Raw genomic sequence first — 21,304 nt, 5'->3', positions numbered from 1 at the left:
GATTGATTTGGTAACTGCATATTTGCGGCAAATTATCGCCGTTATTTTGTACGGATTCAAGTGAGCGCTGAACCCGACTGCCGGATGGCGGCTTCGCCTTATCCGGCCTACTTTCGTAGGCCCGGTAAGCGCAGCGCCACCGGGCATTTACTGTTACTCGTCTTCCAGGTAAGTATAGCCGTACAAACCGGCTTCAAACTCTTCCAGGAACTGCTGCTGCAGCTCGGCGTCGAGATCGGTGTTCTTCACCTGGTCACGGAACTGCGTCAGCAGGGTGTTTGGATCCAGCTGTACGTACTGCAGCATATCCGCCACGGTATCGCCTTCATCAGACAGCTCAACTTCCACGCTGCCGTCAGGGAAAACGAACACATCAACCGCTTCGGTATCACCGAACAGGTTGTGCATGTTACCGAGGATCTCCTGATATGCCCCGACCATAAAGAAGCCCAGCATCGGCGGGTTCTCCGGGTCGTATTCCGGCATTGGCATGGTGGTCGCAATCCCGTCACCGTCGACGTAGTGGTCGATAGCACCGTCGGAGTCACAGGTGATATCCAGCAGCACCGCGCGGCGCTCTGGCACCTGGTTCAGCCCTTCCAGCGGCATCACTGGGAACAGCTGATCGATACCCCACGCATCCGGCATCGACTGGAACAGCGAGAAGTTGACGTAAATCTTATCCGCCATACGTTCCTGCAGTTCGTCGATAATCGGACGGTGCGCACGGTTGCTCGGGTCGAGCTGTTTCTGCACTTCGTGACACATGTTCAGATACAGCTGCTCGGCCCACGCGCGCTCGTGCAGGCTAAAGGTACCTGAAGAATAGCCGACGTGAATATCGTGCAGGTCCATCTGGCTGTCGTGCAGCCATTCGCGCAGCGAGCGACGGTTACCCGGCTCGTGCATCTCCTGCCAGGTTTCCCACATGCTTTGCAGCGCGCGCGGCGCATCTTCAGCCGGCGGCGTCGCTTCGGTGTGTTCGCTACGCTCAACGCCGATAATGTTAGACACCAGCACCGTGTGGTGCGCAGTGACCGCACGACCGGACTCGGTGATCACCGTTGGATGCGGCAGGCCATGCTCTTCACAGGCATCGCCAATCGCCCAGATGATGTTGTTGGCGTATTCGTTCAGGCCGTAGTTCACGGAGCAGTCGGACTGCGAGCGGGTACCTTCGTAATCCACGCCCAGGCCACCGCCCACGTCGAAGCACTGAATGTTCACGCCAAGCTTGTGCAGCTCAACGTAGAAACGGGCGGATTCACGTACGCCGGTGGCGATATCGCGAATGTTCGCCATCTGCGAACCGAGGTGGAAGTGCAGCAGCTGGATGCTGTCCAGACGGCCGCGCTCACGCAGAATTTCCACCAGTTGCAGGACCTGGTTTGCCGCCAGGCCGAATTTGGATTTTTCGCCGCCGGAGGACTGCCATTTACCGGAGCCCTGAGAGGCCAGACGCGCACGCACGCCAAGGCGCGGCACGACGTTCAGACGCTCGGCCTCTTCCAGCACGATAGCGATTTCCGACATCTTTTCGATAACCAGATAGACCTTGTGACCCATCTTCTCGCCGACCAGAGCCAGACGAATGTATTCACGGTCTTTATAGCCGTTACAGACGATCACGCTACGGGTCATGCCCGCGTGCGCCAGCACGGCCATCAGTTCAGCTTTGGAACCGGCTTCCAGCCCCAGCGGTTCGCCGGAGTGGATCAATGATTCAATCACGCGACGATGCTGGTTTACTTTAATAGGGTAAACCAGGAAGTAGTCGCCGTTGTAGCCGTAAGATTCACGCGCGCGCTTGAATGCCGCGTTAATCGAACGCAGACGATGCTGCAGGATCTGCGGGAAGCAGAACAGCGCGGGCAGACGTTGCCCCTGTGCTTCACGGGCTTTTACCAACTCGGCGAGGTCAACGCGCGCTTCCGGTACATCCGGGTCAGGACAGACGCTGATGTGGCCAAGCTCGTTGACGTCGTAGTAGTTATTGCCCCACCAGGCAATGTTGTATGTGCGTAGCATTTTGCTGGCTTCCTGGGAGCTCATCGCAACCTCCTGCATGGAACGTAGTACACCGCGTTCGCCTGCTGACGAATGCGAATCGAATGAAATGTCGTCAGACATAGCGAACCTCAATTATTTATAACAAGTGTAAAACAGTTAACTACTATCGCAGCGTGACGTTGCGATAACAACCCATATACAGCCTGAATAGGCAGCAGAACATGCTGACGCTCCGACTGTGCGACCGGTTTCTTATTCATATCATTATAAAACAAGCACCTGAACACATTATGACGGTTCAGAGAAACCACGAGAAAACTCTTGTTGTGACAAGAGCGCCCTTGTTCAGTGTTCCGTTACCTACCGGCTCGGGAGTCCTGAGAAGCGCCGAAATGGGTATAACATCGGCTGGTATGCAAAGCAGAATGGGGGGTTGCGGGGAACATCGTCGCGCCAGGACGGCACGGTAGAATAAGCAGAATACAACGGTTCATTATCTCGAATCACCTCCACGGCCGCCCCGAAAGACGAACCTCAAGCCAAAGCCAAAGTCTTAGCCCGGCTGGAAGTGGCAACACGAAAAATGACGTGTGCTTTTTTGTTTGAGCCGCGCGCGGCGTTTTATACCGATAACCCACCTAAAATGCAAAATATAAATGCGCAGCTTGCCGCCAGTGTCAGGAAAAATTTCCAATCTCAGTTGCAGCAGAATGCGAGCTATCTCAAAAAAAACTGGCAATGAGATGAAGATGTGACCTAAAATAGCCGTCCAGATGTTAATCCATCTATACCGATTAACACTCAGACTGCCAGTGACGGCAACCATCAAGTCCGTGGTATAATCTTCCATCGTGATTATTCAATACAACAGTTTGAGCTAACCAAATTCTTATTGGGTGATATTAAATATGGCAAAACACCTTTTTACGTCCGAGTCTGTATCTGAAGGGCATCCTGACAAAATCGCTGACCAAATTTCCGACGCCGTGCTGGACGCCATCCTCGAACAGGATCCGAAAGCGCGCGTAGCGTGTGAAACCTACGTCAAAACCGGTATGGTGCTGGTCGGTGGTGAGATCACCACCAGCGCATGGGTTGATATCGAAGAGATCACCCGTAACACCGTTCGCGAAATTGGCTATGTGCATTCTGATATGGGCTTTGATGCCAATTCCTGTGCCGTACTGAGCGCTATCGGTAAGCAGTCTCCGGACATCAACCAGGGTGTTGACCGTGCCGATCCGCTGGAACAGGGCGCGGGCGACCAGGGCCTGATGTTTGGCTATGCGACCAACGAAACCGACGTGCTGATGCCAGCGCCAATCACCTACGCACACCGTCTGGTGCAGCGTCAGGCTGAAGTGCGTAAAAATGGCACCCTGCCCTGGCTGCGTCCGGATGCGAAAAGCCAGGTCACCTTCCAGTACGACGACGGTAAAGTTGTCGGTATCGATGCGGTCGTTCTGTCTACTCAGCACGCCGACAGCATCGATCAGAAATCCCTGCAAGAAGCAGTGATGGAAGAGATCATCAAGCCGGTTCTGCCTACCGAGTGGCTGAACGCCTCAACCAAATTCTTTATCAACCCAACCGGTCGTTTCGTTATCGGCGGCCCAATGGGTGACTGTGGTCTGACCGGTCGTAAAATCATCGTTGATACCTACGGCGGCATGGCTCGTCACGGTGGCGGTGCGTTCTCCGGTAAAGATCCATCAAAAGTTGACCGTTCTGCAGCCTACGCAGCACGCTATGTGGCGAAAAACATCGTTGCCGCTGGCCTGGCTGACCGCTGTGAAATTCAGGTGTCCTACGCTATCGGCGTGGCTGAACCAACCTCCATCATGGTAGAAACCTTCGGTACCGAGAAAGTGCCTGCTGAGCAGCTGATTGGTCTGGTTCGCGAGTTCTTCGACCTGCGTCCATACGGCCTGATCCAGATGCTGGACCTGCTGCACCCGATCTACAAAGAGACGGCAGCTTACGGTCACTTCGGTCGCGAAACCTTCCCATGGGAAAAAACCGACAAAGCAGCTCAGCTGCGCGAAGCGGCTGGCCTGAAGTAAGGTTTAACCGTTTTGCTGAAAGCCAGCCTTGTGCTGGCTTTTTTTATGCCTGTCGCTTTGGGAGCTGTTCCCGGCGTCGCTACGCTCGGCCGGTGAAATCCCCGCACCATAGCATTCATCTCTTTTACGTAACAATTTACAGTTCCACACAATTTAGTGAAAGCGATTACATTATTACTTTCTTGCTGCACAAGCTCTGACTTAACACCATGAAACAGCTTTTCATAATAATGCTTTGTGTTTCAGTAAAGTCTCATTATCGATCTTTTTACTTTATCTGAAACAGCATTAAAATCATGATTAAATTGATATTTAACCTAACGGCAACTTACACATCAGTGTAAGCGATTACACAGTCGTGATTGTAATCACATTTTTTTACGACATACTCTCCTACCCTAAGCATCGATAGAATCAATGACTCAATTGGAGAGCATCATGCCTAACAATAAAAAACAGGGTCGCTCGAACAAGACAATGACCTTCTTTGTCTGCTTCTTAGCCGCCCTGGCCGGACTGCTGTTTGGCCTTGATATCGGCGTTATTGCCGGTGCACTGCCCTTTATTACGACCGATTTCCAGCTCAGCCCACATACGCAGGAGTGGGTGGTCAGTTCCATGATGTTCGGCGCAGCGGTGGGGGCGGTCGGCAGCGGCTGGCTCTCCTTTAAGCTGGGCCGTAAAAAAAGCCTGATGATTGGTGCGATCTTGTTCGTCGCCGGTTCCCTGTTCTCTGCCGCCGCGCCAAACGTGGAAATACTGCTGCTTTCCCGCGTACTGCTTGGCCTCGCTGTCGGTGTGGCCTCCTACACCGCACCGCTGTACCTGTCTGAAATCGCGCCGGAGAAAATCCGCGGCAGTATGATTTCCATGTACCAGTTGATGATTACCATCGGTATTCTCGGCGCGTACCTGTCCGATACCGCCTTTAGCTATAGCGGCGCATGGCGCTGGATGCTGGGCGTTATCATCATTCCAGCGGTACTGCTGCTGATCGGTGTGTTCTTCCTGCCGGACAGCCCGCGCTGGTTTGCCGCTAAACGTCGCTTTAACGATGCCGAGCGCGTGCTGATGCGTCTGCGTGATACCAGCGCAGAAGCCAAACGCGAGCTGGATGAAATCCGTGAGAGCCTGAAGGTGAAACAGAGCGGCTGGGCGCTGTTCAAAGAGAACAGCAACTTCCGCCGCGCGGTGTTCCTCGGCGTGCTGCTGCAGGTCATGCAACAGTTCACCGGGATGAACGTCATCATGTACTACGCGCCGAAAATCTTTGAACTGGCGGGCTACACCAACACCACCGAACAGATGTGGGGTACCGTTATCGTTGGCCTGACCAACGTGCTGGCGACCTTTATCGCGATTGGCCTGGTTGACCGCTGGGGCCGTAAACCTACCCTTATCCTCGGCTTTATCGTGATGGCCGTTGGTATGGGCGTGCTGGGCTCGATGATGCACATCGGCATTCACTCCGCCGTTGCCCAGTACTTCGCCGTGCTGATGCTGCTGATGTTTATCGTTGGCTTCGCCATGAGCGCCGGTCCGCTGATTTGGGTACTGTGCTCTGAAATCCAGCCGCTGAAAGGCCGTGACTTCGGTATCACCTGCTCTACCGCCACCAACTGGATTGCGAACATGATTGTCGGGGCCACCTTCCTGACCATGCTGAACTCGCTCGGCAGCGCCAACACCTTCTGGGTATACGGCGGCCTGAACGTGCTGTTCATCTTCCTGACCTTGTGGCTGATTCCAGAAACCAAAAACGTCTCTCTGGAACACATTGAACGTAACTTGATGCAGGGCCGTCCGCTGCGTGAAATTGGCGCTCGCGACTAACCGTCATCCCGCTTCCTCCCGCCAGGGAGGAAGCTTCTTCTTGCACCACCCCGCTTCACGCTCTATCCTCAGCCGTTATGAAAACCCCTCGCATTCCTATCGCCGTCCAGCAAAACGTCATGCGCAGCCTGCGGGAAAAACTCGCTCAGGCCAACCTGGCGCTGGGGCGTAACTACCCTGAACCGAAGCTGGTCTATCAGCAGCGCGGCACCTCCGCGGGCACCGCCTGGCTGCAGCAGTATGAAATTCGCCTCAATCCCGTGTTGTTACAGGAAAACCAGCAGGCGTTTATTGATGAAGTAGTGCCGCACGAACTGGCGCACCTGCTGGTCTGGAAACACTTTGGCCGCGTCGCACCGCACGGTAAAGAGTGGAAGTGGATGATGGAGAGCGTGCTTGGCGTACCGGCGCGACGTACCCATCAGTTCGAACTGGAGTCCGTGCGCAAAAATACCTTCCCCTATCGCTGCCGCTGCCAGCAGCACCAGCTTACCGTTCGCCGCCATAATCGTGTGGTGCGCGGTGAAGCCACCTATCGCTGCGTCCACTGCGGCGAACCATTAGTTGCCGAAATGTAACTAACGGAAATATCTGGAAGTTTTCTGACCTGACTGATTGCATCTGACAACCACATTGGTTACGTTGCGGGCTCGTTTTGAGATGGAGTTCGTGATGTACCGTAATTTGTCTTTTGCCGTGGCGTTTGTCGCGGCGGCACTCTCTGGGCAGGCGCTTGCCGAAGGTATTAACAGTTTTTCCCAGGCCAAAAGCGCGGGCGTAAAAGTGAATAGCGACGTTCCCGGCGATTTCTACTGCGGCTGTAAAATTAACTGGCAGGGTAAGAAAGGCGTTATCGATCTGGAATCCTGCGGCTATAAAGTGCGTAAAAATGAGAACCGCGCCAGCCGCGTCGAGTGGGAGCACGTTGTTCCGGCCTGGCAGTTCGGCCATCAGCGCCAGTGCTGGCAGGATGGCGGGCGGAAGAACTGCGCCAAAGACCCGGAATACCGCAAGATGGAGAGCGATATGCATAACCTGCAGCCCGCCGTCGGCGAGGTGAACGGCGATCGCGGCAACTTCATGTACGGGCAGTGGAACGGCGGCGAAGGTCAGTACGGCCAGTGCGCCATGAAAGTCGACTTTAAAGAGAAAGTCGCCGAGCCGCCAGAGCGTTCACGCGGCGCCATCGCCCGCATCTACTTCTATATGCGCGACCGTTATCAGCTGAATCTCTCTCGCCAGCAAACCCAGCTGTTCAACGCCTGGGATAAAATGTATCCCGTTAGCCAATGGGAGTGCGAACGCGACCAGCGCATCGCTAAAATTCAGGGCAACCATAATCCATATGTGCTGCAGGCTTGCCAGGCGCAAAAGAGCTAACCTACACTAGCGGCAATTGTTATTTTGCCCTGCCCTCTCCCTGGCGGAGAGGGCGTAGCCACAGATGGAATTCAGACTATGCGCATCCCTCGCATCTACCACCCAGAATCACTCACCGTCGGCACGCAGGTTGCCCTATGCGAAGATGCGGCGAACCACGTCGGGCGCGTTTTGCGCATGGGTAAAGGCCAGGCCATTCAGCTGTTTGACGGCAGCAACCACGTCTTTGAGGCCGTTATCACCGATGCCGGTAAAAAGAACGTGACGGTTGAAATCCAGAGCAGCACCCTCGATGACCGCGAATCGCCTATCCATATTCACTTAGGCCAGGTGATGTCGCGCGGCGACAAAATGGAATTCACCATCCAGAAATCGATTGAACTGGGTGTAAGCCTCATTACGCCACTTTTTTCCGAGCGCTGCGGCGTTAAACTGGATGCCGAGCGTCTGAATAAGAAGATTCAGCAGTGGCAAAAAATCGCGATTGCCGCCTGTGAGCAATGCGGTCGCAACCAGGTTCCGGAAATTCGCCCGGCGATGGACGTCGAGGCATGGTGCGCCGAGCAGGATGATGCGCTGAAGCTCAACCTGCACCCGCGCGCCAGCGCCAGCATCAACACGCTGCCGCTGCCGGTGGAGCGCGTTCGCCTGCTGATTGGCCCTGAAGGCGGCCTGTCGGCGGATGAAATTGCCATGACCGCACGCTACCAGTTTACTGATATTCTGTTGGGGCCTCGCGTTTTGCGCACAGAGACTACCGCACTCACCGCCATCACCGCACTGCAGGTGCGATTTGGTGACTTGGGTTAAAGGAGAACAATAATGATCAAGCTCGGCATCGTGATGGATCCCATCGCAAGCATCAATATCAAGAAAGACACCAGCTTCGCTATGCTGCTGGAAGCACAGCGTCGCGGCTATGAACTCCACTACATGGAGATGAACGATCTTTATCTGATCAACGGCGAATCTCACGCCCGTACGCGCCTTCTGAGCGTTGAGCAGAACTACGATAAATGGTACGAATTCGGCAACGAGCAGGATATTAAGCTCGCTGACCTCGACGTTATCCTGATGCGTAAAGATCCGCCGTTCGACACCGAATTTATCTATGCGACCTACATTCTGGAACGCGCGGAAGAAAAAGGGACGCTGATCGTCAACAAGCCGCAGAGCCTGCGCGACTGTAACGAGAAGCTGTTCACCGCCTGGTTCTCTGACCTGACGCCAGAAACGCTGGTCACCCGCAACAAAGCCCAGCTGAAAGCGTTCTGGGAAAAACACGGCGACATCATCATGAAGCCGCTGGACGGCATGGGTGGCGCTTCTATCTTCCGCGTGAAAGAAGGCGATCCGAACATTGGCGTGATTGCCGAGACCCTGACCGAACTGGGCAGCCGCTACTGCATGGCGCAGAACTATCTGCCAGCCATCAAAGACGGCGATAAGCGCGTGCTGGTGATCGACGGCGAGCCGGTACCTTATTGCCTGGCGCGTATCCCGCAGGGCGGCGAAACCCGTGGCAACCTGGCGGCCGGTGGCCGTGGCGAACCGCGTCCGCTGAGCGAAAGCGACTGGGCCATTGCCCGCAAAGTCGGCCCGACGCTGAAAGCCAAGGGGCTTATCTTCGTTGGCCTCGACATCATCGGCGATCGTCTGACGGAAATTAACGTCACCAGCCCAACCTGCGTGCGCGAAATCGAAGCGGAATATCCGATTTCTATCACCGGTATGCTGATGGACGCGATTGAAAAACGCCTGCAAAAATAAGCTATTGCCCTAAAACGGCGGGAGGGAACCCGCCGCCAATCAGGCCTTTCGCCCCCATCGTAAACGGGCAAGCCTGGTGACAGCCGTGTACTTTCCCCGCATACTGGGCATTGCTGCGTATTGAAACAGGACAAGAACCTCTGATAATGAATTTACAGCATCATTTCCTTATTGCTATGCCATCCCTTCAGGATCCTATCTTCCGCCGTTCCGTGGTTTACATCTGCGAATACAACGACGATGGCGCGATGGGCATCATTATTAATAAACCACTGGAAAATTTGCAGATCGACGGCATCCTCGAGAAGCTGAAGATCACCGCTGAACCACGCGACCCCGCCATTCGGCTGGATAAGCCCGTTATGCTGGGCGGCCCGCTGGCCGAAGATCGTGGCTTTATTCTGCACACGCCACCGGCGTCGTTCTCCTCGAGCATCCGTATCTCCGATAACACCATCGTCACCACCTCCCGCGACGTACTGGAGACGCTGGGTACCGCGCGTCAGCCAAATGACGTGCTGGTTGCGCTGGGCTATGCCTCATGGGAGAAAGGACAGCTGGAGCAAGAGATCCTCGATAACGCCTGGCTGACTGCGCCTGCGGATCTCAATATTCTGTTTAAAACACCGATTGGCGAACGCTGGAAAGAAGCGGCTAAACTTATTGGTATCAATATTCTGACCATGTCTGGCGCTGCGGGGCACGCATAATGAGTAGTGGAACACTGCTGGCTTTTGATTTCGGTACGCGCAGCATCGGCGTGGCCATTGGTCAACGCATTACCGGAACGGCACGCCCGCTGGCCGCGCTGAAAGCACAGGACGGCACGCCGGACTGGAATCTGATTGCCCGCCTGCTCAAAGAGTGGCAGCCGGAAACGGTGATCGTCGGTTTACCGCTGAATATGGACGGCACTGAGCAACCGCTGACCGCCCGCGCGCGTAATTTTGCCAACAAGATCCACGGCCGCTTTGGCGTGGCGATCACGCTGCATGACGAAAGATTAAGCACCGTTGAAGCTCGTGCAGGGCTGTTTGAACACGGGGGATTTCGCGCGCTGGACAAAGGTAGCGTCGACTCAGCGTCTGCGGTGGTGATTCTGGAAAGTTATTTCGACCAGGGTTTCTAGCACGCCCGCCCCCGGGAAATCAATTCCCGGGAACAGACCTGTTATACGCGGCCGAGGTTCATCGCACAGCCCACACATTGGCCAGCTGATATCAGGATATTAGTGACGCAGGTTTTCGTTTGCCCAGCTTACCGCCTGAGTTCTGTTTTTCACGCTGAGTTTGCGGAAAACATTATACAGGTGCGTACGCACGGTATTTTCACTGATGAACAATGCGCGAGCAATATCCATATTGGTCGCACCGTGGCGTAATTCATTCAGAATTTCGCATTCACGTTCAGTCAGTGGAACACTATCATGAGTTTCTTCTGTATGTTCAACAGCATACATTGCCGGGTGCATCACGCTCAATTCAGCCGTCTGCTCGCCGTTTAAGACCGCTTTGACGCCCTCAATTAAGCGCGATTCTTCGTCGTCGTGACGGAAGACGCCGTACAATGCTGGCCATTGTGCCATTTCGTATAATTCGTACTTCTGTGCGCTGTTAATAATAAGCAGGCGCGGAGAGTCGAACTGGGTACGAATAATATCGCGCCAGATACCATTCAGCTTTTTGTTGGAAACAGCGATGTCGAACAACACCACGGTGCCTTTGCTCAGACGCTGCATCAGCGGCTTGTTGATGTTATGCACATCAACGGAAACTGACAGTAATTCAGCAAGGTAGTTGGCAAACGCGTTGGCTTGTACTGACGGATGGGTGATAAGAATAATCTTGCGGGAATTAGATGCACTCTCTGTTACTTCAAACATTTTGAAACTCTCCATAGTCTATTTCCACCATCATGGTGTTTATAAGTCAAAGCAAAGGTAAACCTAATACCATTAATAATAAGGACGCATCAAGAAGTGAAATAATATTTCATAAGATTAGTCCTAATTACACAAATAGAATAGAACGAAGAGCCGAGAAGTGTCAAAAGAATATCAACCTTTTTTTGTAAGCCTACGCAACATAATGTAATTCAACCATTACAAATAACTCATCCTAATAGCTTAGGGATTATTACTCTATTAGAATAAAAATCGTAGTAAGTTATAAAAATGTTTTGCGCATTATCACGTAGAAACCACAAAAAAATACATTCACGCAACAGGATAAATAATTATATTTACAAATGCCATTTAAAATATAATCACTTAAGATGCGCTTATTAAAAAACAGGAATTACATCACATTATTAATGTATACATTGTGGTAGCGAAAATGTTTCAGCGCCGGGGCTGATTTATCTATAGGTTGCCGGCGTGAAAAGTATACTCCCTTCATAACGTTATAGCATCCCGGCTTTCACCCGCTGCTGATAGCTCTGGCTGAAGGTCTGCATCCCGCTCTGCAGGCCAGTCTGCATCACCCCAGCCAGCTGATGCGTCTTACCCTCACGAATCAGATTGCCTACGGCTGGGGTATTGATCAGCATTTCAAATAGCGCCACTCGCCCGCCGTGACTATCCGGCTGCAGCTTCTGCGACAGCACCGCGCACAGGCTGCTCGCCAACTGATGACGTACCGGATCTTTTTCCTGTGCGGGAAAGACGTCAATAAGCCGTTCAATGGCCTGCGCCGCCCCTCGCGTATGCAGCGTTGCCAGCACCAGGTGACCGGTTTCTGCCGCGGTCAGCGCGAGCCGAATGGTGTCGCTATCGCGCAGCTCACCGAGGAGGATAACGTCAGGGTCCTGACGCAGCGCCGCCCGTAGCGCTGCGGAAAATGAAGCCGTGTGAGCGCCGACTTCGCGCTGATGAATTAAACAGCTACCGCTTTCGTGCACAAACTCCACCGGATCTTCGAGCGTCACAATATGCCCCGCCAGTTGATGGTTGAGGTGATCAACCATTGCCGCAAGGGTGGTCGATTTACCGCTACCCGTCGCTCCCGTCACCAGGATAAGCCCGCTCTCTTCCCGTAGCAGCTCCGCCAGCGCCACTGGCGTATGCAGCGCCGCAAGCGTTGGGCAGGCCTCAGGCAGCAGTCGCAGCACCAGAGAGATGCCATCACTATGCGCAAAGGCACTGGCACGCAGGCGAGGACAGCCGGGCAGCGAGAGCGCAAAATCCAGCTGATGGCGCTGCTGCCACTCCTCCTTTTGCGCTTCATTGAGCCAGCTCACCAGCAGCATTTGCGGGTCCGGCGAGGAAAATGGCGCGATCAAAAGCTTTCCGGCCTGACGCCAGCGTGCCGTCCTGCTGCTACATAGGTGTAGATCCGATACGTTATGCTTTACACTAAGCGACACCATTTCTTGTATATCCATAGACCCACCAGCACATATGAACGATATTGCGCATAACCTGGCACAGGTCAGGGAGAAAATCTCAGCGGCAGCAGTACGTTGCGGCCGTGATTCAGAAGAAGTTACGCTGCTTGCCGTCAGCAAAACCAAACCTGCGAGCGCCGTCGAAGAAGCGGTCGCAGCCGGACAGCGGGCATTTGGCGAAAATTATGTTCAGGAAGGGGTGGAAAAGATCCTTCACTTTCGGGAAAAAGGTATCACCTCGCTGCAATGGCACTTTATTGGCCCGTTGCAGTCCAACAAAAGTCGCCTGGTCGCCGAGCATTTTGACTGGTGTCATACCGTTGATCGCCTGAAGATCGCAACCAGGCTGAGCGAGCAGCGTCCGGCAGAGATGCCGCCGCTTAACGTGCTGATTCAAATCAACATCAGCGATGAGCAGAGCAAATCCGGCATTCCGCTGGACGCGCTGGATGCCCTGGCCGCCGACATTGTCGCGCTGCCAAACGTCCGTCTGCGTGGTCTGATGGCCATTCCGGCTCCGGAAACAGAGTACGAGCGGCAACTTGCCGTCGCTCAACAGATGGCAGCCGCGTTTGCGCGGCTAAAAGCAGACTACCCAAGCGTCGACACATTATCTCTGGGTATGTCTGACGATATGGAAGCCGCCATCGCGGCAGGTAGTACAATGGTACGCATCGGCACCGCCATTTTCGGTGCGCGTGATTACACAAAAAAATAAGGAACCTCAAGGAACGCCATGAAGACGTTGACCTTCCTGCTCTCCACAGTGATTGAACTGTACACAATGGTGTTACTGCTGCGCGTATGGATGCAGTGGGCGCGCTGTGATTTTTACAACCCGTTCTCTCAGTTCGTGGTGAAAATAACCCAGCCTATCGTTGGGCCGCTGCGCCGTATCATTCCGCCAATGGGGCCGCTGGACAGCTCCTCATTACTGCTGGCCTTTATCCTCTGCGTTATCAAGGCGATCGTGCTGTTTATGGTGGTGACCTTCCAGCCGATTATCTGGATCTCGGCGGTGCTGATTCTGCTCAAGACGATCGGTCTGCTGATCTTCTGGGTACTGCTGCTGATGGCTATCATGAGCTGGGTCAGCCAGGGCCGTAGCCCGGTGGAATTCGTGCTGATGCAACTGGCTGAGCCGCTGCTGCGCCCAATCCGCCGCCTGCTGCCGTCCATGGGGGGCATCGACTTCTCGCCAATGGTATTGGTGCTGCTGCTGTACGTGATTAACATGGGCATCGCAGAAGTCCTGCAGGCCACCGGCAATATGCTGCTGCCAGGGCTGTGGATGGCGCTATGAGTGCCGTCACGTCCTGCGATGACGGGCTGGTCCTGCGGCTGTACATTCAGCCAAAGGCCAGCCGTGACGCGATTGTCGGGGAGCATGGCGACGAATTAAAAGTCGCCATCACCGCCCCACCCGTTGATGGGCAGGCCAATGCCCATCTGGTGAAGTATCTCGCCAAGCAGTTTAAGGTCGCCAAAAGCCAGGTCATCGTTGAGAAAGGCGAACTGGGGCGGCATAAACAGGTTAAAATTATTCATCCGCAACACATTCCTGCGGGCATTGCTGCCCTGACAAATTAGGATATCCCATGCAAAAAGTTGTCCTCGCTACTGGTAACGCCGGTAAAGTGCGCGAGCTCGCCTCGCTGCTCGCTGATTTTGGTCTTGATATCGTCGCCCAGACCGAGCTTGGCGTAGAATCCGCTGAGGAGACCGGGCTGACCTTTATTGAGAATGCGATCCTCAAAGCACGTCATGCCGCTCAGGTTACCGGCTTACCGGCGATTGCCGACGACTCCGGCCTCGCCGTTGACGTGCTCGGCGGCGCCCCAGGTATCTACTCCGCCCGCTATTCCGGCGTGGACGCCACCGACCAGCAGAACCTCGAAAAGCTGCTGGTGACGCTGAAAGACGTTCCGGACGACCAGCGTCAGGCACAGTTCCACTGCGTGCTGGTCTATCTGCGTCACGCCGACGATCCAACGCCGCTGGTGTGCCACGGCCGCTGGCCTGGCGTGATTACCCGCGCACCGGCGGGTGAAGGCGGCTTTGGTTACGATCCTATCTTCTTTGTGCCGTCAGAAGGCAAAACCGCCGCCGAACTCACGCGCGAAGAGAAGATTGCCATCTCCCACCGCGGCCAGGCGCTGAAGCAGTTACTGGAAGCGATGCGCAATGGTTAACCTGCCTCCGCTGAGTCTCTACATTCATATCCCGTGGTGCGTGCAGAAATGCCCGTACTGCGACTTTAACTCGCACGCGCTCAAGGGCGAAGTGCCGCACGACGACTACGTACAGCATCTGCTGAGCGATTTGGATGCGGATGCCGCCTGGGCACAGGGACGTGAAGTGAAGACCATCTTTATCGGCGGCGGTACGCCGAGCCTGCTTTCAGGCCCGGCGATGCAGACCTTGCTCGACGGCGTGCGTGCGCGCCTGAAGCTGGCAAGCGACGCGGAAATCACCATGGAAGCCAACCCCGGCACCGTAGAAGCAGACCGCTTCGTGGAGTATCAGCGCGCGGGGGTGAACCGCATCTCCATCGGCGTACAGAGCTTCAGCGACAGCAAATTGCAGCGGCTGGGGCGTATTCACGGGCCGGAGGAGGCGAAGCGCGCTGCGCGTCTGGCGAGCGGGCTGGGGCTACGCAGCTTCAACCTCGACCTGATGCACGGCCTGCCGGATCAGTCGCTGGAAGAGGCGCTGAGCGATCTGCGCCAGGCGATTGAACTTTCACCGCCGCACCTCTCCTGGTACCAGCTAACGATTGAGCCGAATACGCTGTTCGGCTCTCGCCCGCCGGTGCTGCCGGACGATGACTCGCTGTGGGATATCTTCGAGCAGGGCCATCAACTGCTCACCGCCGCAGGCTATCAGCAGTATGAAACCTCGGCTTACGCCAAACCGGGTTACCAGTGCCAGCACAACCTTAACTACTGGCGCTTTGGTGACTATCTCGGCATCGGCTGCGGCGCACACGGTAAGGTGACCTTCCCGGATGGGCGCATTCTGCGCACCGCGAAAACTCGCCACCCGCGCGGCTATATGGAAGGGCGTTATCTGGAGCGTCAGCATGACGTCGAAAACACAGATAAACCGTTCGAGTTCTTTATGAACCGTTTTCGTCTGCTGGAACCCGCCCCGCGCGCAGAGTTCAGCGCCTACACCGGCCTCGATGAGAGCGTGATCCGCCCGCAGCTTGATGAGGCGCTGGCGCAGAACTACCTGACCGAGTGCGAGGCTTACTGGCAGATAACCGAACACGGCAAGCTGTTCTTGAATTCGCTGCTGGAATTATTCCTCAGCGAATAATGCAACTTATATATTTGCCGTTATTAATAGCGGCAAATATATACATCGCTTATTCCGAAGTGTTTAAATTCATTTTAACGAATAATTCCCACGTAAACATTTCAATAAAATATTAATACCCATTAATGGATATTAAATAATATAACCCAGCACACAAAAATCGCATTAAACGTATAGACAGATTAAAAATGTGAGAGCGTTATCGTGAAGTTGTCTGACAACCAGGATAATATGTCATACAGAAAGACAGACTATCCCGACAGATATAAACCACGATAATTAATGTGCATGGAGCCTATTAATGAAACCTCTCTCTTTTAGCAAAACGCTGATGTGCGCTTCTCTGCTCGCGTTACTTTCCACCGGGGCAACCGCCGCAGAAAAAGTGACGCTTAAGCTCGCCCACAACCTCGAGCGCAGCCACGTTGTTCACCAGGCTTTCGAGGAAATGGCGAAAGAAGTGAAGCAGCTGTCTGACGGCAAAATGACGCTCCGCATCTACCCAAGCAGCCAGATGGGCAGCGCGCGTGAAACCATGGAACTATTGCAAAACGGGGCGCTGGATTTAACTAAAGGCTCTGCCAGCGATCTGGAATCATTTGATAACGTGTACGCTATTTATAATCTGCCATTCCTATTTAAAGACCAGTCCCACTTTAATAAGGTCGTCTTTGGCGAAGTCGGCAAAGAAATTATGGAATCCACAAAAGAGAAAGGATTCTTTGCACTTTCAGCGTATGTTGCCGGTACTCGTAGTTTTTACGCCAAACAGCCTATTACCCAACCTGAAGATTTAAAAGGGCTGAAAATTCGCGTTCAAGCCAGCCCAACGACCATTAAAATGGTGGAATTAATGGGTGGTTCACCAACGCCTATTTCGTTCGGCGAAGTGTATACCGCCATGCAGCAAGGCGTCGTTGATGGCGCAGAAAATAACGTACCGTCATGGGTGCAAACGCGCCATATTGAAATTGCGAAAGTCTTCTCCGAAGATGAGCATGCCTCCATTCCAGACTTCCTTGTGATTTCAACAAAAACCTGGGACAAACTGACGCCGGAGCAGCAGCAGATCCTCGCTAAAGCAGCCAAAGCCTCAGAAGCCTATCAGCAGAAATTGTGGGATCAGGTCGATGCCGACACCCGTGCGCAGGCTAAAGCGATGGGCGGCAAGATAGTCAAAGTCGACAAAGCGCCGTTCCGTGCCGCCGTTCAGCCGCTGTTTGATGATTTCAGCAAAGACCCAAAACAGGCCGCTCTGCTGGCCAAATTTGAAGCCGCCGCAGAATAACCGCTTCGCGGGCCAGCCCCTGGCCCGCCTTCACCAGGATAATAAACGATGATTTTTACCCGCACTAAACAGGCGGTAGACCGCGCGATCGCCGCGTTCTCCGTCGCGGTCATGATCGCGCTGGTTATATGCGTCGTCTGGCAGGTTTTTAGCCGCTATGTGTTAAGCCAGCCCAGCACGCTCACCGACGAACTGGCACGCTTTCTGATGATCTGGGTTGGTCTGCTCGGCGCCGCCTATACCGTCGGCGCACAGCGCCATCTGGCGATTGATTTACTGGCGATGACGCTGAAACCGCAGAAACAGAAGCTACTCAGTATCGTCATTAATCTGCTGATTTTTCTCTTTGCTGGTTCGGTGATTGTCACCGGCGGCCTGAAGCTTATCGATAAAACGCTCGCCACCGCCCAGGTGTCCGCCGCGATGCAGATCCCGATGGGCTACGTCTATCTGATCCTGCCATTAACCGGCTTCATCATGATGTTTTACGCCTTATGGTTCATCGTTAACGGCTTGCTGAGCCTGAAAAATTCCGCGCAAGGAGCGTGCTAATGGACGGGTATATTGCCTTAACGCTGTTTGGCGCGTTCTTCGCGCTGGTGTTTATCGGCGTGCCGATTTCGTTTTCCATCGGTATTGCCACCGTCGCCTCCATGCTATTGATGTTCCCATGGGATATCGCGGTGATTACCGTTTCCCAGCGCCTGGCGAACGGGCTCGATAACTTCGCCCTGCTGGCGATCCCATTCTTTATTTTTGCCGGTACGCTGATGAACAGCGGTGGCATTGCGATACGGTTGATCAACCTCGCGCAGGTGATGGTTGGCCGCGTGCCCGGCTCGCTGGGCCACGTCAACGTACTCGCCAATATGATGTTTGGTTCCATTTCGGGTTCAGCGGTTGCGGCGGCGGCAGCCGTCGGTGGGACGCTGCATCCGATCCAGACCAAAAAAGGTTACGATCCGGCATTTTCCACGGCGGTTAACGTCTCTTCCTGCATCACCGGCTTGCTGATCCCGCCGTCGAACGTGCTTATTGTTTTCTCGCTTACCGCTGGCGGCGTTTCTGTCGCTTCGCTGTTTATGGCGGGCTACCTGCCCGGCATTTTGATGGGCCTGGCTATCATGATCGTCTGCGCGATTATTGCCAAACGCCGCGGCTATCCTGTTTCCGAGCGCCCAACCTGCGCGCAAGCAGCGAAAGCCTTCCTCGACGCGCTGCCAAGCCTGCTGCTGGTGTTTATCGTGATGGGCGGTATCCTCGGCGGAATTTTCACCGCCACCGAAGCCTCTGCCATTGCGGTGGTTTATACCTTTATCCTGTCGGTGCTTATCTACCGAGAGGTGAAGTGGCGCGACCTGCCTAAGCTTATCCTTGAGTCGGTGGTAACCACCTCCATCGTTCTGCTGCTGATCGGCTTTTCCGTCGGCATGTCGTGGGCGATGACCAATGCCGATATCCCTTATATGATCAGCGACACGCTGATGGGGATCTCCGACAATCCGCTGGTCATTCTGCTGTTGATTAACATCGTGCTGCTGATCGTCGGTATCTTTATGGACATGACGCCTGCGGTGCTGATCTTCACGCCGATCTTCCTGCCGATCGCTCAGGATCTGGGAATGGACCCGGTACATTTCGGGATCATGATGGTGGCGAACCTGTGTATCGGTTTGCTGACGCCGCCGGTAGGCAGCGCTCTGTTTGTCGGCTGCTCGATCTCTGGGGTGAAAATCCAGCAGCTCATCAAGCCGCTGCTTCCCTTCTATTTCGCCCTGCTGGTTGCGTTGATGATGATTACCTATATCCCGCAGATTTCCCTGTTTATTCCACAGGTTCTCGGGCTGATGTAAGCTTTCACCCGCGTAAAAGGGAGGCTCGCCTCCCTTGTATCTTGTATTACGGAATCACGCCCTCTTTACGCAGCTTCGCCGTCCCTTCTTGCCAGATCTTATAGCCACGCTCAAGGTCATCAATACTGAACGACACCCCCATCATCTGTTCATACAGTGCCTGACGCTCTTTCTGTAACGGGGCTACTTGTTTATCTTTTTCCTCCATGGTGGCATTCAGCTTGTCCCGCATCTGAGTATGCTGGCGGTAGTACTCCTCTTTTGTATTCTCCAGCGCCACGTCACGAGCCGCGTGTATAGGTGCAGAATCGCACACTGCTTTTTTCTGGCAGGCCGCCAGTGCCGGTTCATAAACGTTGAGATAATACTGAGACTCAAATTTGGCAAAGCTGTTTTTACGGTCGAGTTCGTCCATCTGCTGGAATAACGCTCGATAAACCGCGCCACGATCGAGCGGCTTGCCGTCTGCATCCGTCCCCCATGAACGTTTGATCTTTACATCCTGAGCATCGAGCTTTTTCTTTAATGCTTCATACTCTGCCTGCTGTTTCTGGATAAGCGTCTTACTGGCAGCGAACTGCGCATCTATTTTGGCAAACTGGGCCATATAGCCGCTGTCGTTAACCACCAGCGCCTTTGTGAGATTTTTCTCGTGGCTAAAGGGGCGACCCACGCTTTTGGCGGCCATTTGCATTGAGAAAAATTCGGTTTTCCAGCCTGAAGCCTTGGTGCCAACGGCGGTCATCATCGCCGAAAATTTTACCGGCTGATCTTTTCTCCAGGTCCGTTCGTAGAAAAGGTAGTCGCCAGCTGCGCCAAGAATACCGTAGAGATCGTCGTTAGACGCGATGTCTCCCTCGACCATATAGGTCGCGCGATTGCCCACTGATTCTAGCGGGCTAAGCTTCAGCTTTTCCAGATGCATCAAGCCGTCAGAATGTTCGGCAAACTGCTGCTTTATCACCTCGTCAGTAGGGGTGTTGTCATTGGCTAGAGCGTGAAAGGGCAAACTGCTGAGCAGCAGCAGCCCGCATGTCCAGGCGAGTTTCATCGGCAAATTCCTTTTTATGAGTGAGAGGGCATCATACGGAATCTGCAAAGGGAAGACGGATAAACGAAATCTGATTCTGGCTACCGGCGAAAAGCAGGTAGCCAGTTAAGAAGGGATTACTTCAGGGTGCCAACCAGCGCCTTGCGGCTCTCTTCCAGCGACACCACGCGACCACACACGTCTTTACCGAAGGCCTGGAAATCCGCCTCCTGGTTTTTCCATTCGTTCTGAATGGCCGTTTGCAGGCCGCCTAAGCTCCCGAGCACGCCCTGAAGCGGGTTACCGCCGCCTTTCAGCACGGCCTTGGCGCCCATTTCGTTGATACTGTCCTGGAGAATGCCGCCCATCGCCTGATTCACCAGTTGTTGGCCATCGGCACGAACTTCGTCGATAGCTTTATAGTGGAAGGTCAGGCCGTCGGTGCGGTGTTCAATAATGCGGTTCATTTGTGCTTTGAGCTGCGCGTCGAGCTTGGTCAGACGCCCGCGCATATTGCTGTTCTCGCCCACTTCTTTGGCGATGATTTTATCCAGCGCTACGCGACCTTTTTCAACGCGGCTACGTGCACCATCATCAATCCACGGCAGCGCGCTGCGCAGTTCGGTCTGGTAGTCTTTCGCCTGCTCGCGCTGGGCGGCACTCAGCGTGTAGACCTTACCGTTGTACGTCACATCGCCGGTTGGGGTAATCACCAGGTTGCCGTTTTCACCTTTTACCTGCACGGTTTTCGGGCTGAGAACGACGTCATCGCGGGGGGTTACGCTGCACTGGTAGTCAGCATGGGCGGACATCGCCGTGAAGGTTAAAACTGCCGTCAGCAGCGTTTTGCGCATCATCACTTTCCCTCAAAACAGATCGGGCCAGCGAATGCTGGCCCCTTATACACTTCATCCTTCAAGCTGCTCTGCGTTGGCTGCGTTGGCTGCGTTCACTCACCCTAGTCACGTACTTATGTACACTCCTGGGGATTCGCTCTCTTGCCGCCTTGATGCAGCTTGAATGATTTCGTGTATATAGACTATTAGTCCCACCAAACGTCGAAAAGTTCGCTGGTGCGGACCTCTTCGTACTTGCGGTCTTCCAGCCACTTACGAACCAGAGCCTGGTGTTCTTCGGTGCATTTACCGATTTCCTGGGTGCAAATCAGACCTTCCCAGGCCAGATAGCCGCTGCCGTCAAAGGCCAGTTTGTTCGGCTCGATCACTTCATCGATAAACTGGTCGACTTGATTATCAATCTGCTCTGCGCTGGTGCCTTCCGGGAAGCGCCATGCCACGGAGAAGCCAATTTCCTGAAACTCATCGATGTGCATTTTTTTACGCAAACGACGGCTACGATTCTTTGCCAT

General features: G+C 54.2%; 24 protein-coding genes. 16 read left to right on the top strand and 8 right to left on the bottom strand.

All coding sequences use genetic code 11. From position 1 onward, the window contains the following. Nucleotides 1-153 precede the first annotated feature (153 nt). The 3 genes from speA to ACLGE8_RS15990 form a co-directional block, all read right to left on the bottom strand. Nucleotides 154-2,130, bottom strand: coding sequence for a biosynthetic arginine decarboxylase (gene speA / locus ACLGE8_RS16000; protein WP_410999874.1), 1,977 nt, complete (start codon nt 2,128-2,130; stop codon nt 154-156). A gap of 8 nt (nt 2,131-2,138) precedes the next feature. Next, nucleotides 2,139-2,270, bottom strand: a complete 132-nt coding sequence (gene yqgB / locus ACLGE8_RS15995; RefSeq protein WP_333496530.1) for an acid stress response protein YqgB — start codon at nt 2,268-2,270, stop codon at nt 2,139-2,141. 293 nt (nt 2,271-2,563) lie between these two features. Next, complete coding sequence (locus tag ACLGE8_RS15990; protein WP_410999872.1) at nt 2,564-2,860, bottom strand: hypothetical protein; 297 nt, start codon at nt 2,858-2,860, stop codon at nt 2,564-2,566. 58 nt (nt 2,861-2,918) lie between these two features. On the opposite strand from ACLGE8_RS15990, the gene metK reads away from it, so the two are divergent. The 8 genes from metK (at nt 2,919) to ruvX (ending at nt 10,185) form a co-directional block, all read left to right on the top strand. Next, nucleotides 2,919-4,073, top strand: a complete 1,155-nt coding sequence (metK, locus tag ACLGE8_RS15985; RefSeq protein ID WP_220439526.1) for a methionine adenosyltransferase — start codon at nt 2,919-2,921, stop codon at nt 4,071-4,073. 438 nt (nt 4,074-4,511) lie between these two features. Beyond that, nucleotides 4,512-5,906, top strand: coding sequence for a sugar porter family MFS transporter (locus ACLGE8_RS15980; RefSeq protein ID WP_185668316.1), 1,395 nt, complete (start codon nt 4,512-4,514; stop codon nt 5,904-5,906). 77 nt (nt 5,907-5,983) lie between these two features. Beyond that, nucleotides 5,984-6,484, top strand: coding sequence for a SprT family zinc-dependent metalloprotease (locus ACLGE8_RS15975; RefSeq protein WP_074398731.1), 501 nt, complete (start codon nt 5,984-5,986; stop codon nt 6,482-6,484). A 94-nt stretch (nt 6,485-6,578) separates the two neighbouring features. Then, nucleotides 6,579-7,286, top strand: a complete 708-nt coding sequence (endA, locus tag ACLGE8_RS15970; RefSeq protein WP_333496527.1) for a deoxyribonuclease I — start codon at nt 6,579-6,581, stop codon at nt 7,284-7,286. 78 nt (nt 7,287-7,364) lie between these two features. Next, complete coding sequence (gene rsmE, locus ACLGE8_RS15965; RefSeq protein ID WP_185668318.1) at nt 7,365-8,096, top strand: 16S rRNA (uracil(1498)-N(3))-methyltransferase; 732 nt, start codon at nt 7,365-7,367, stop codon at nt 8,094-8,096. A gap of 12 nt (nt 8,097-8,108) precedes the next feature. Then, nucleotides 8,109-9,056, top strand: coding sequence for a glutathione synthase (gene gshB, locus ACLGE8_RS15960; RefSeq protein ID WP_410999869.1), 948 nt, complete (start codon nt 8,109-8,111; stop codon nt 9,054-9,056). A gap of 146 nt (nt 9,057-9,202) precedes the next feature. After that, entirely contained in the window at nt 9,203-9,766 is a 564-nt protein-coding gene (locus ACLGE8_RS15955; RefSeq protein WP_333496526.1) for a YqgE/AlgH family protein, read from the top strand. Further along, nucleotides 9,766-10,185, top strand: coding sequence for a Holliday junction resolvase RuvX (gene ruvX, locus ACLGE8_RS15950; protein WP_035892025.1), 420 nt, complete (start codon nt 9,766-9,768; stop codon nt 10,183-10,185). Before ACLGE8_RS15955 ends, ruvX begins: the two co-directional genes overlap by 1 nt. A 99-nt stretch (nt 10,186-10,284) precedes the next feature. Here the strand turns inward: ruvX and ACLGE8_RS15945 are convergent, their stop codons facing one another. Both ACLGE8_RS15945 and ACLGE8_RS15940 read right to left on the bottom strand, forming a co-directional pair. Beyond that, nucleotides 10,285-10,938: a LuxR C-terminal-related transcriptional regulator gene (locus ACLGE8_RS15945; protein WP_185668417.1), complete on the bottom strand. Its 654-nt coding sequence runs from the start codon at nt 10,936-10,938 to the stop codon at nt 10,285-10,287. Between the two features lie 521 nt (nt 10,939-11,459). Continuing rightward, nucleotides 11,460-12,440 (bottom strand): type IV pilus twitching motility protein PilT, encoded by a 981-nt coding sequence (locus tag ACLGE8_RS15940; protein ID WP_410999867.1) that lies wholly within the window; start codon nt 12,438-12,440, stop codon nt 11,460-11,462. A gap of 16 nt (nt 12,441-12,456) precedes the next feature. Here ACLGE8_RS15940 and ACLGE8_RS15935 point away from each other — a divergent pair, with 16 nt between their 5' ends. The 8 genes from ACLGE8_RS15935 (at nt 12,457) to ACLGE8_RS15900 (ending at nt 18,905) form a co-directional block, all read left to right on the top strand. Next, entirely contained in the window at nt 12,457-13,161 is a 705-nt protein-coding gene (locus ACLGE8_RS15935) for a YggS family pyridoxal phosphate-dependent enzyme (protein WP_410999865.1), read from the top strand. 18 nt (nt 13,162-13,179) lie between these two features. Continuing rightward, nucleotides 13,180-13,746: a YggT family protein gene (locus tag ACLGE8_RS15930; RefSeq protein ID WP_410999863.1), complete on the top strand. Its 567-nt coding sequence runs from the start codon at nt 13,180-13,182 to the stop codon at nt 13,744-13,746. Then, the gene (yggU, locus tag ACLGE8_RS15925) at nt 13,743-14,033 is read left to right on the top strand and encodes a DUF167 family protein YggU (RefSeq protein WP_410999861.1); all 291 of its coding nucleotides are present in this window, start codon (nt 13,743-13,745) and stop codon (nt 14,031-14,033) included. The genes ACLGE8_RS15930 and yggU overlap by 4 nt, the downstream gene beginning before the upstream one ends. A gap of 8 nt (nt 14,034-14,041) precedes the next feature. Beyond that, on the top strand, nt 14,042-14,635 hold the full coding sequence (locus ACLGE8_RS15920; protein ID WP_410999860.1) for an XTP/dITP diphosphatase: 594 nt from the start codon (nt 14,042-14,044) through the stop codon (nt 14,633-14,635). Next, a complete protein-coding gene (gene hemW / locus ACLGE8_RS15915) occupies nt 14,628-15,764 on the top strand; it encodes a radical SAM family heme chaperone HemW (protein ID WP_410999858.1) in 1,137 nt (378 codons plus the stop codon). The genes ACLGE8_RS15920 and hemW overlap by 8 nt, the downstream gene beginning before the upstream one ends. Nucleotides 15,765-16,065: 301 nt before the next feature. Further along, nucleotides 16,066-17,052, top strand: a complete 987-nt coding sequence (locus ACLGE8_RS15910) for a TRAP transporter substrate-binding protein (protein ID WP_410999857.1) — start codon at nt 16,066-16,068, stop codon at nt 17,050-17,052. A gap of 48 nt (nt 17,053-17,100) precedes the next feature. Beyond that, nucleotides 17,101-17,604, top strand: coding sequence for a TRAP transporter small permease (locus tag ACLGE8_RS15905; RefSeq protein ID WP_410999856.1), 504 nt, complete (start codon nt 17,101-17,103; stop codon nt 17,602-17,604). After that, nucleotides 17,604-18,905, top strand: a complete 1,302-nt coding sequence (locus tag ACLGE8_RS15900) for a TRAP transporter large permease (protein WP_410999855.1) — start codon at nt 17,604-17,606, stop codon at nt 18,903-18,905. The genes ACLGE8_RS15905 and ACLGE8_RS15900 overlap by 1 nt, the downstream gene beginning before the upstream one ends. 46 nt (nt 18,906-18,951) lie before the next feature. On the opposite strand, the gene ACLGE8_RS15895 is transcribed toward ACLGE8_RS15900, so the two are convergent. The 3 genes from ACLGE8_RS15895 to ACLGE8_RS15885 all read right to left on the bottom strand — a co-directional run bounded on the left by ACLGE8_RS15895 (nt 18,952) and on the right by ACLGE8_RS15885 (nt 21,304). Further along, on the bottom strand, nt 18,952-19,956 hold the full coding sequence (locus ACLGE8_RS15895) for a DUF1202 family protein (RefSeq protein WP_410999853.1): 1,005 nt from the start codon (nt 19,954-19,956) through the stop codon (nt 18,952-18,954). Nucleotides 19,957-20,072: 116 nt separating this feature from the next. After that, nucleotides 20,073-20,792, bottom strand: a complete 720-nt coding sequence (locus tag ACLGE8_RS15890) for a DUF2884 domain-containing protein (protein WP_410999852.1) — start codon at nt 20,790-20,792, stop codon at nt 20,073-20,075. A 185-nt stretch (nt 20,793-20,977) separates the two neighbouring features. After that, nucleotides 20,978-21,304, bottom strand: a complete 327-nt coding sequence (locus ACLGE8_RS15885) for a YggL family protein (protein ID WP_333498822.1) — start codon at nt 21,302-21,304, stop codon at nt 20,978-20,980.

Source organism: Kluyvera sp. 142486 (genome assembly GCF_046569695.1).
Taxonomy (GTDB): domain Bacteria; phylum Pseudomonadota; class Gammaproteobacteria; order Enterobacterales; family Enterobacteriaceae; genus Kluyvera.
The sequence above is the reverse complement of the archived record's forward strand: the minus strand, read 5'-3'. Positions and strand labels throughout refer to the sequence as shown.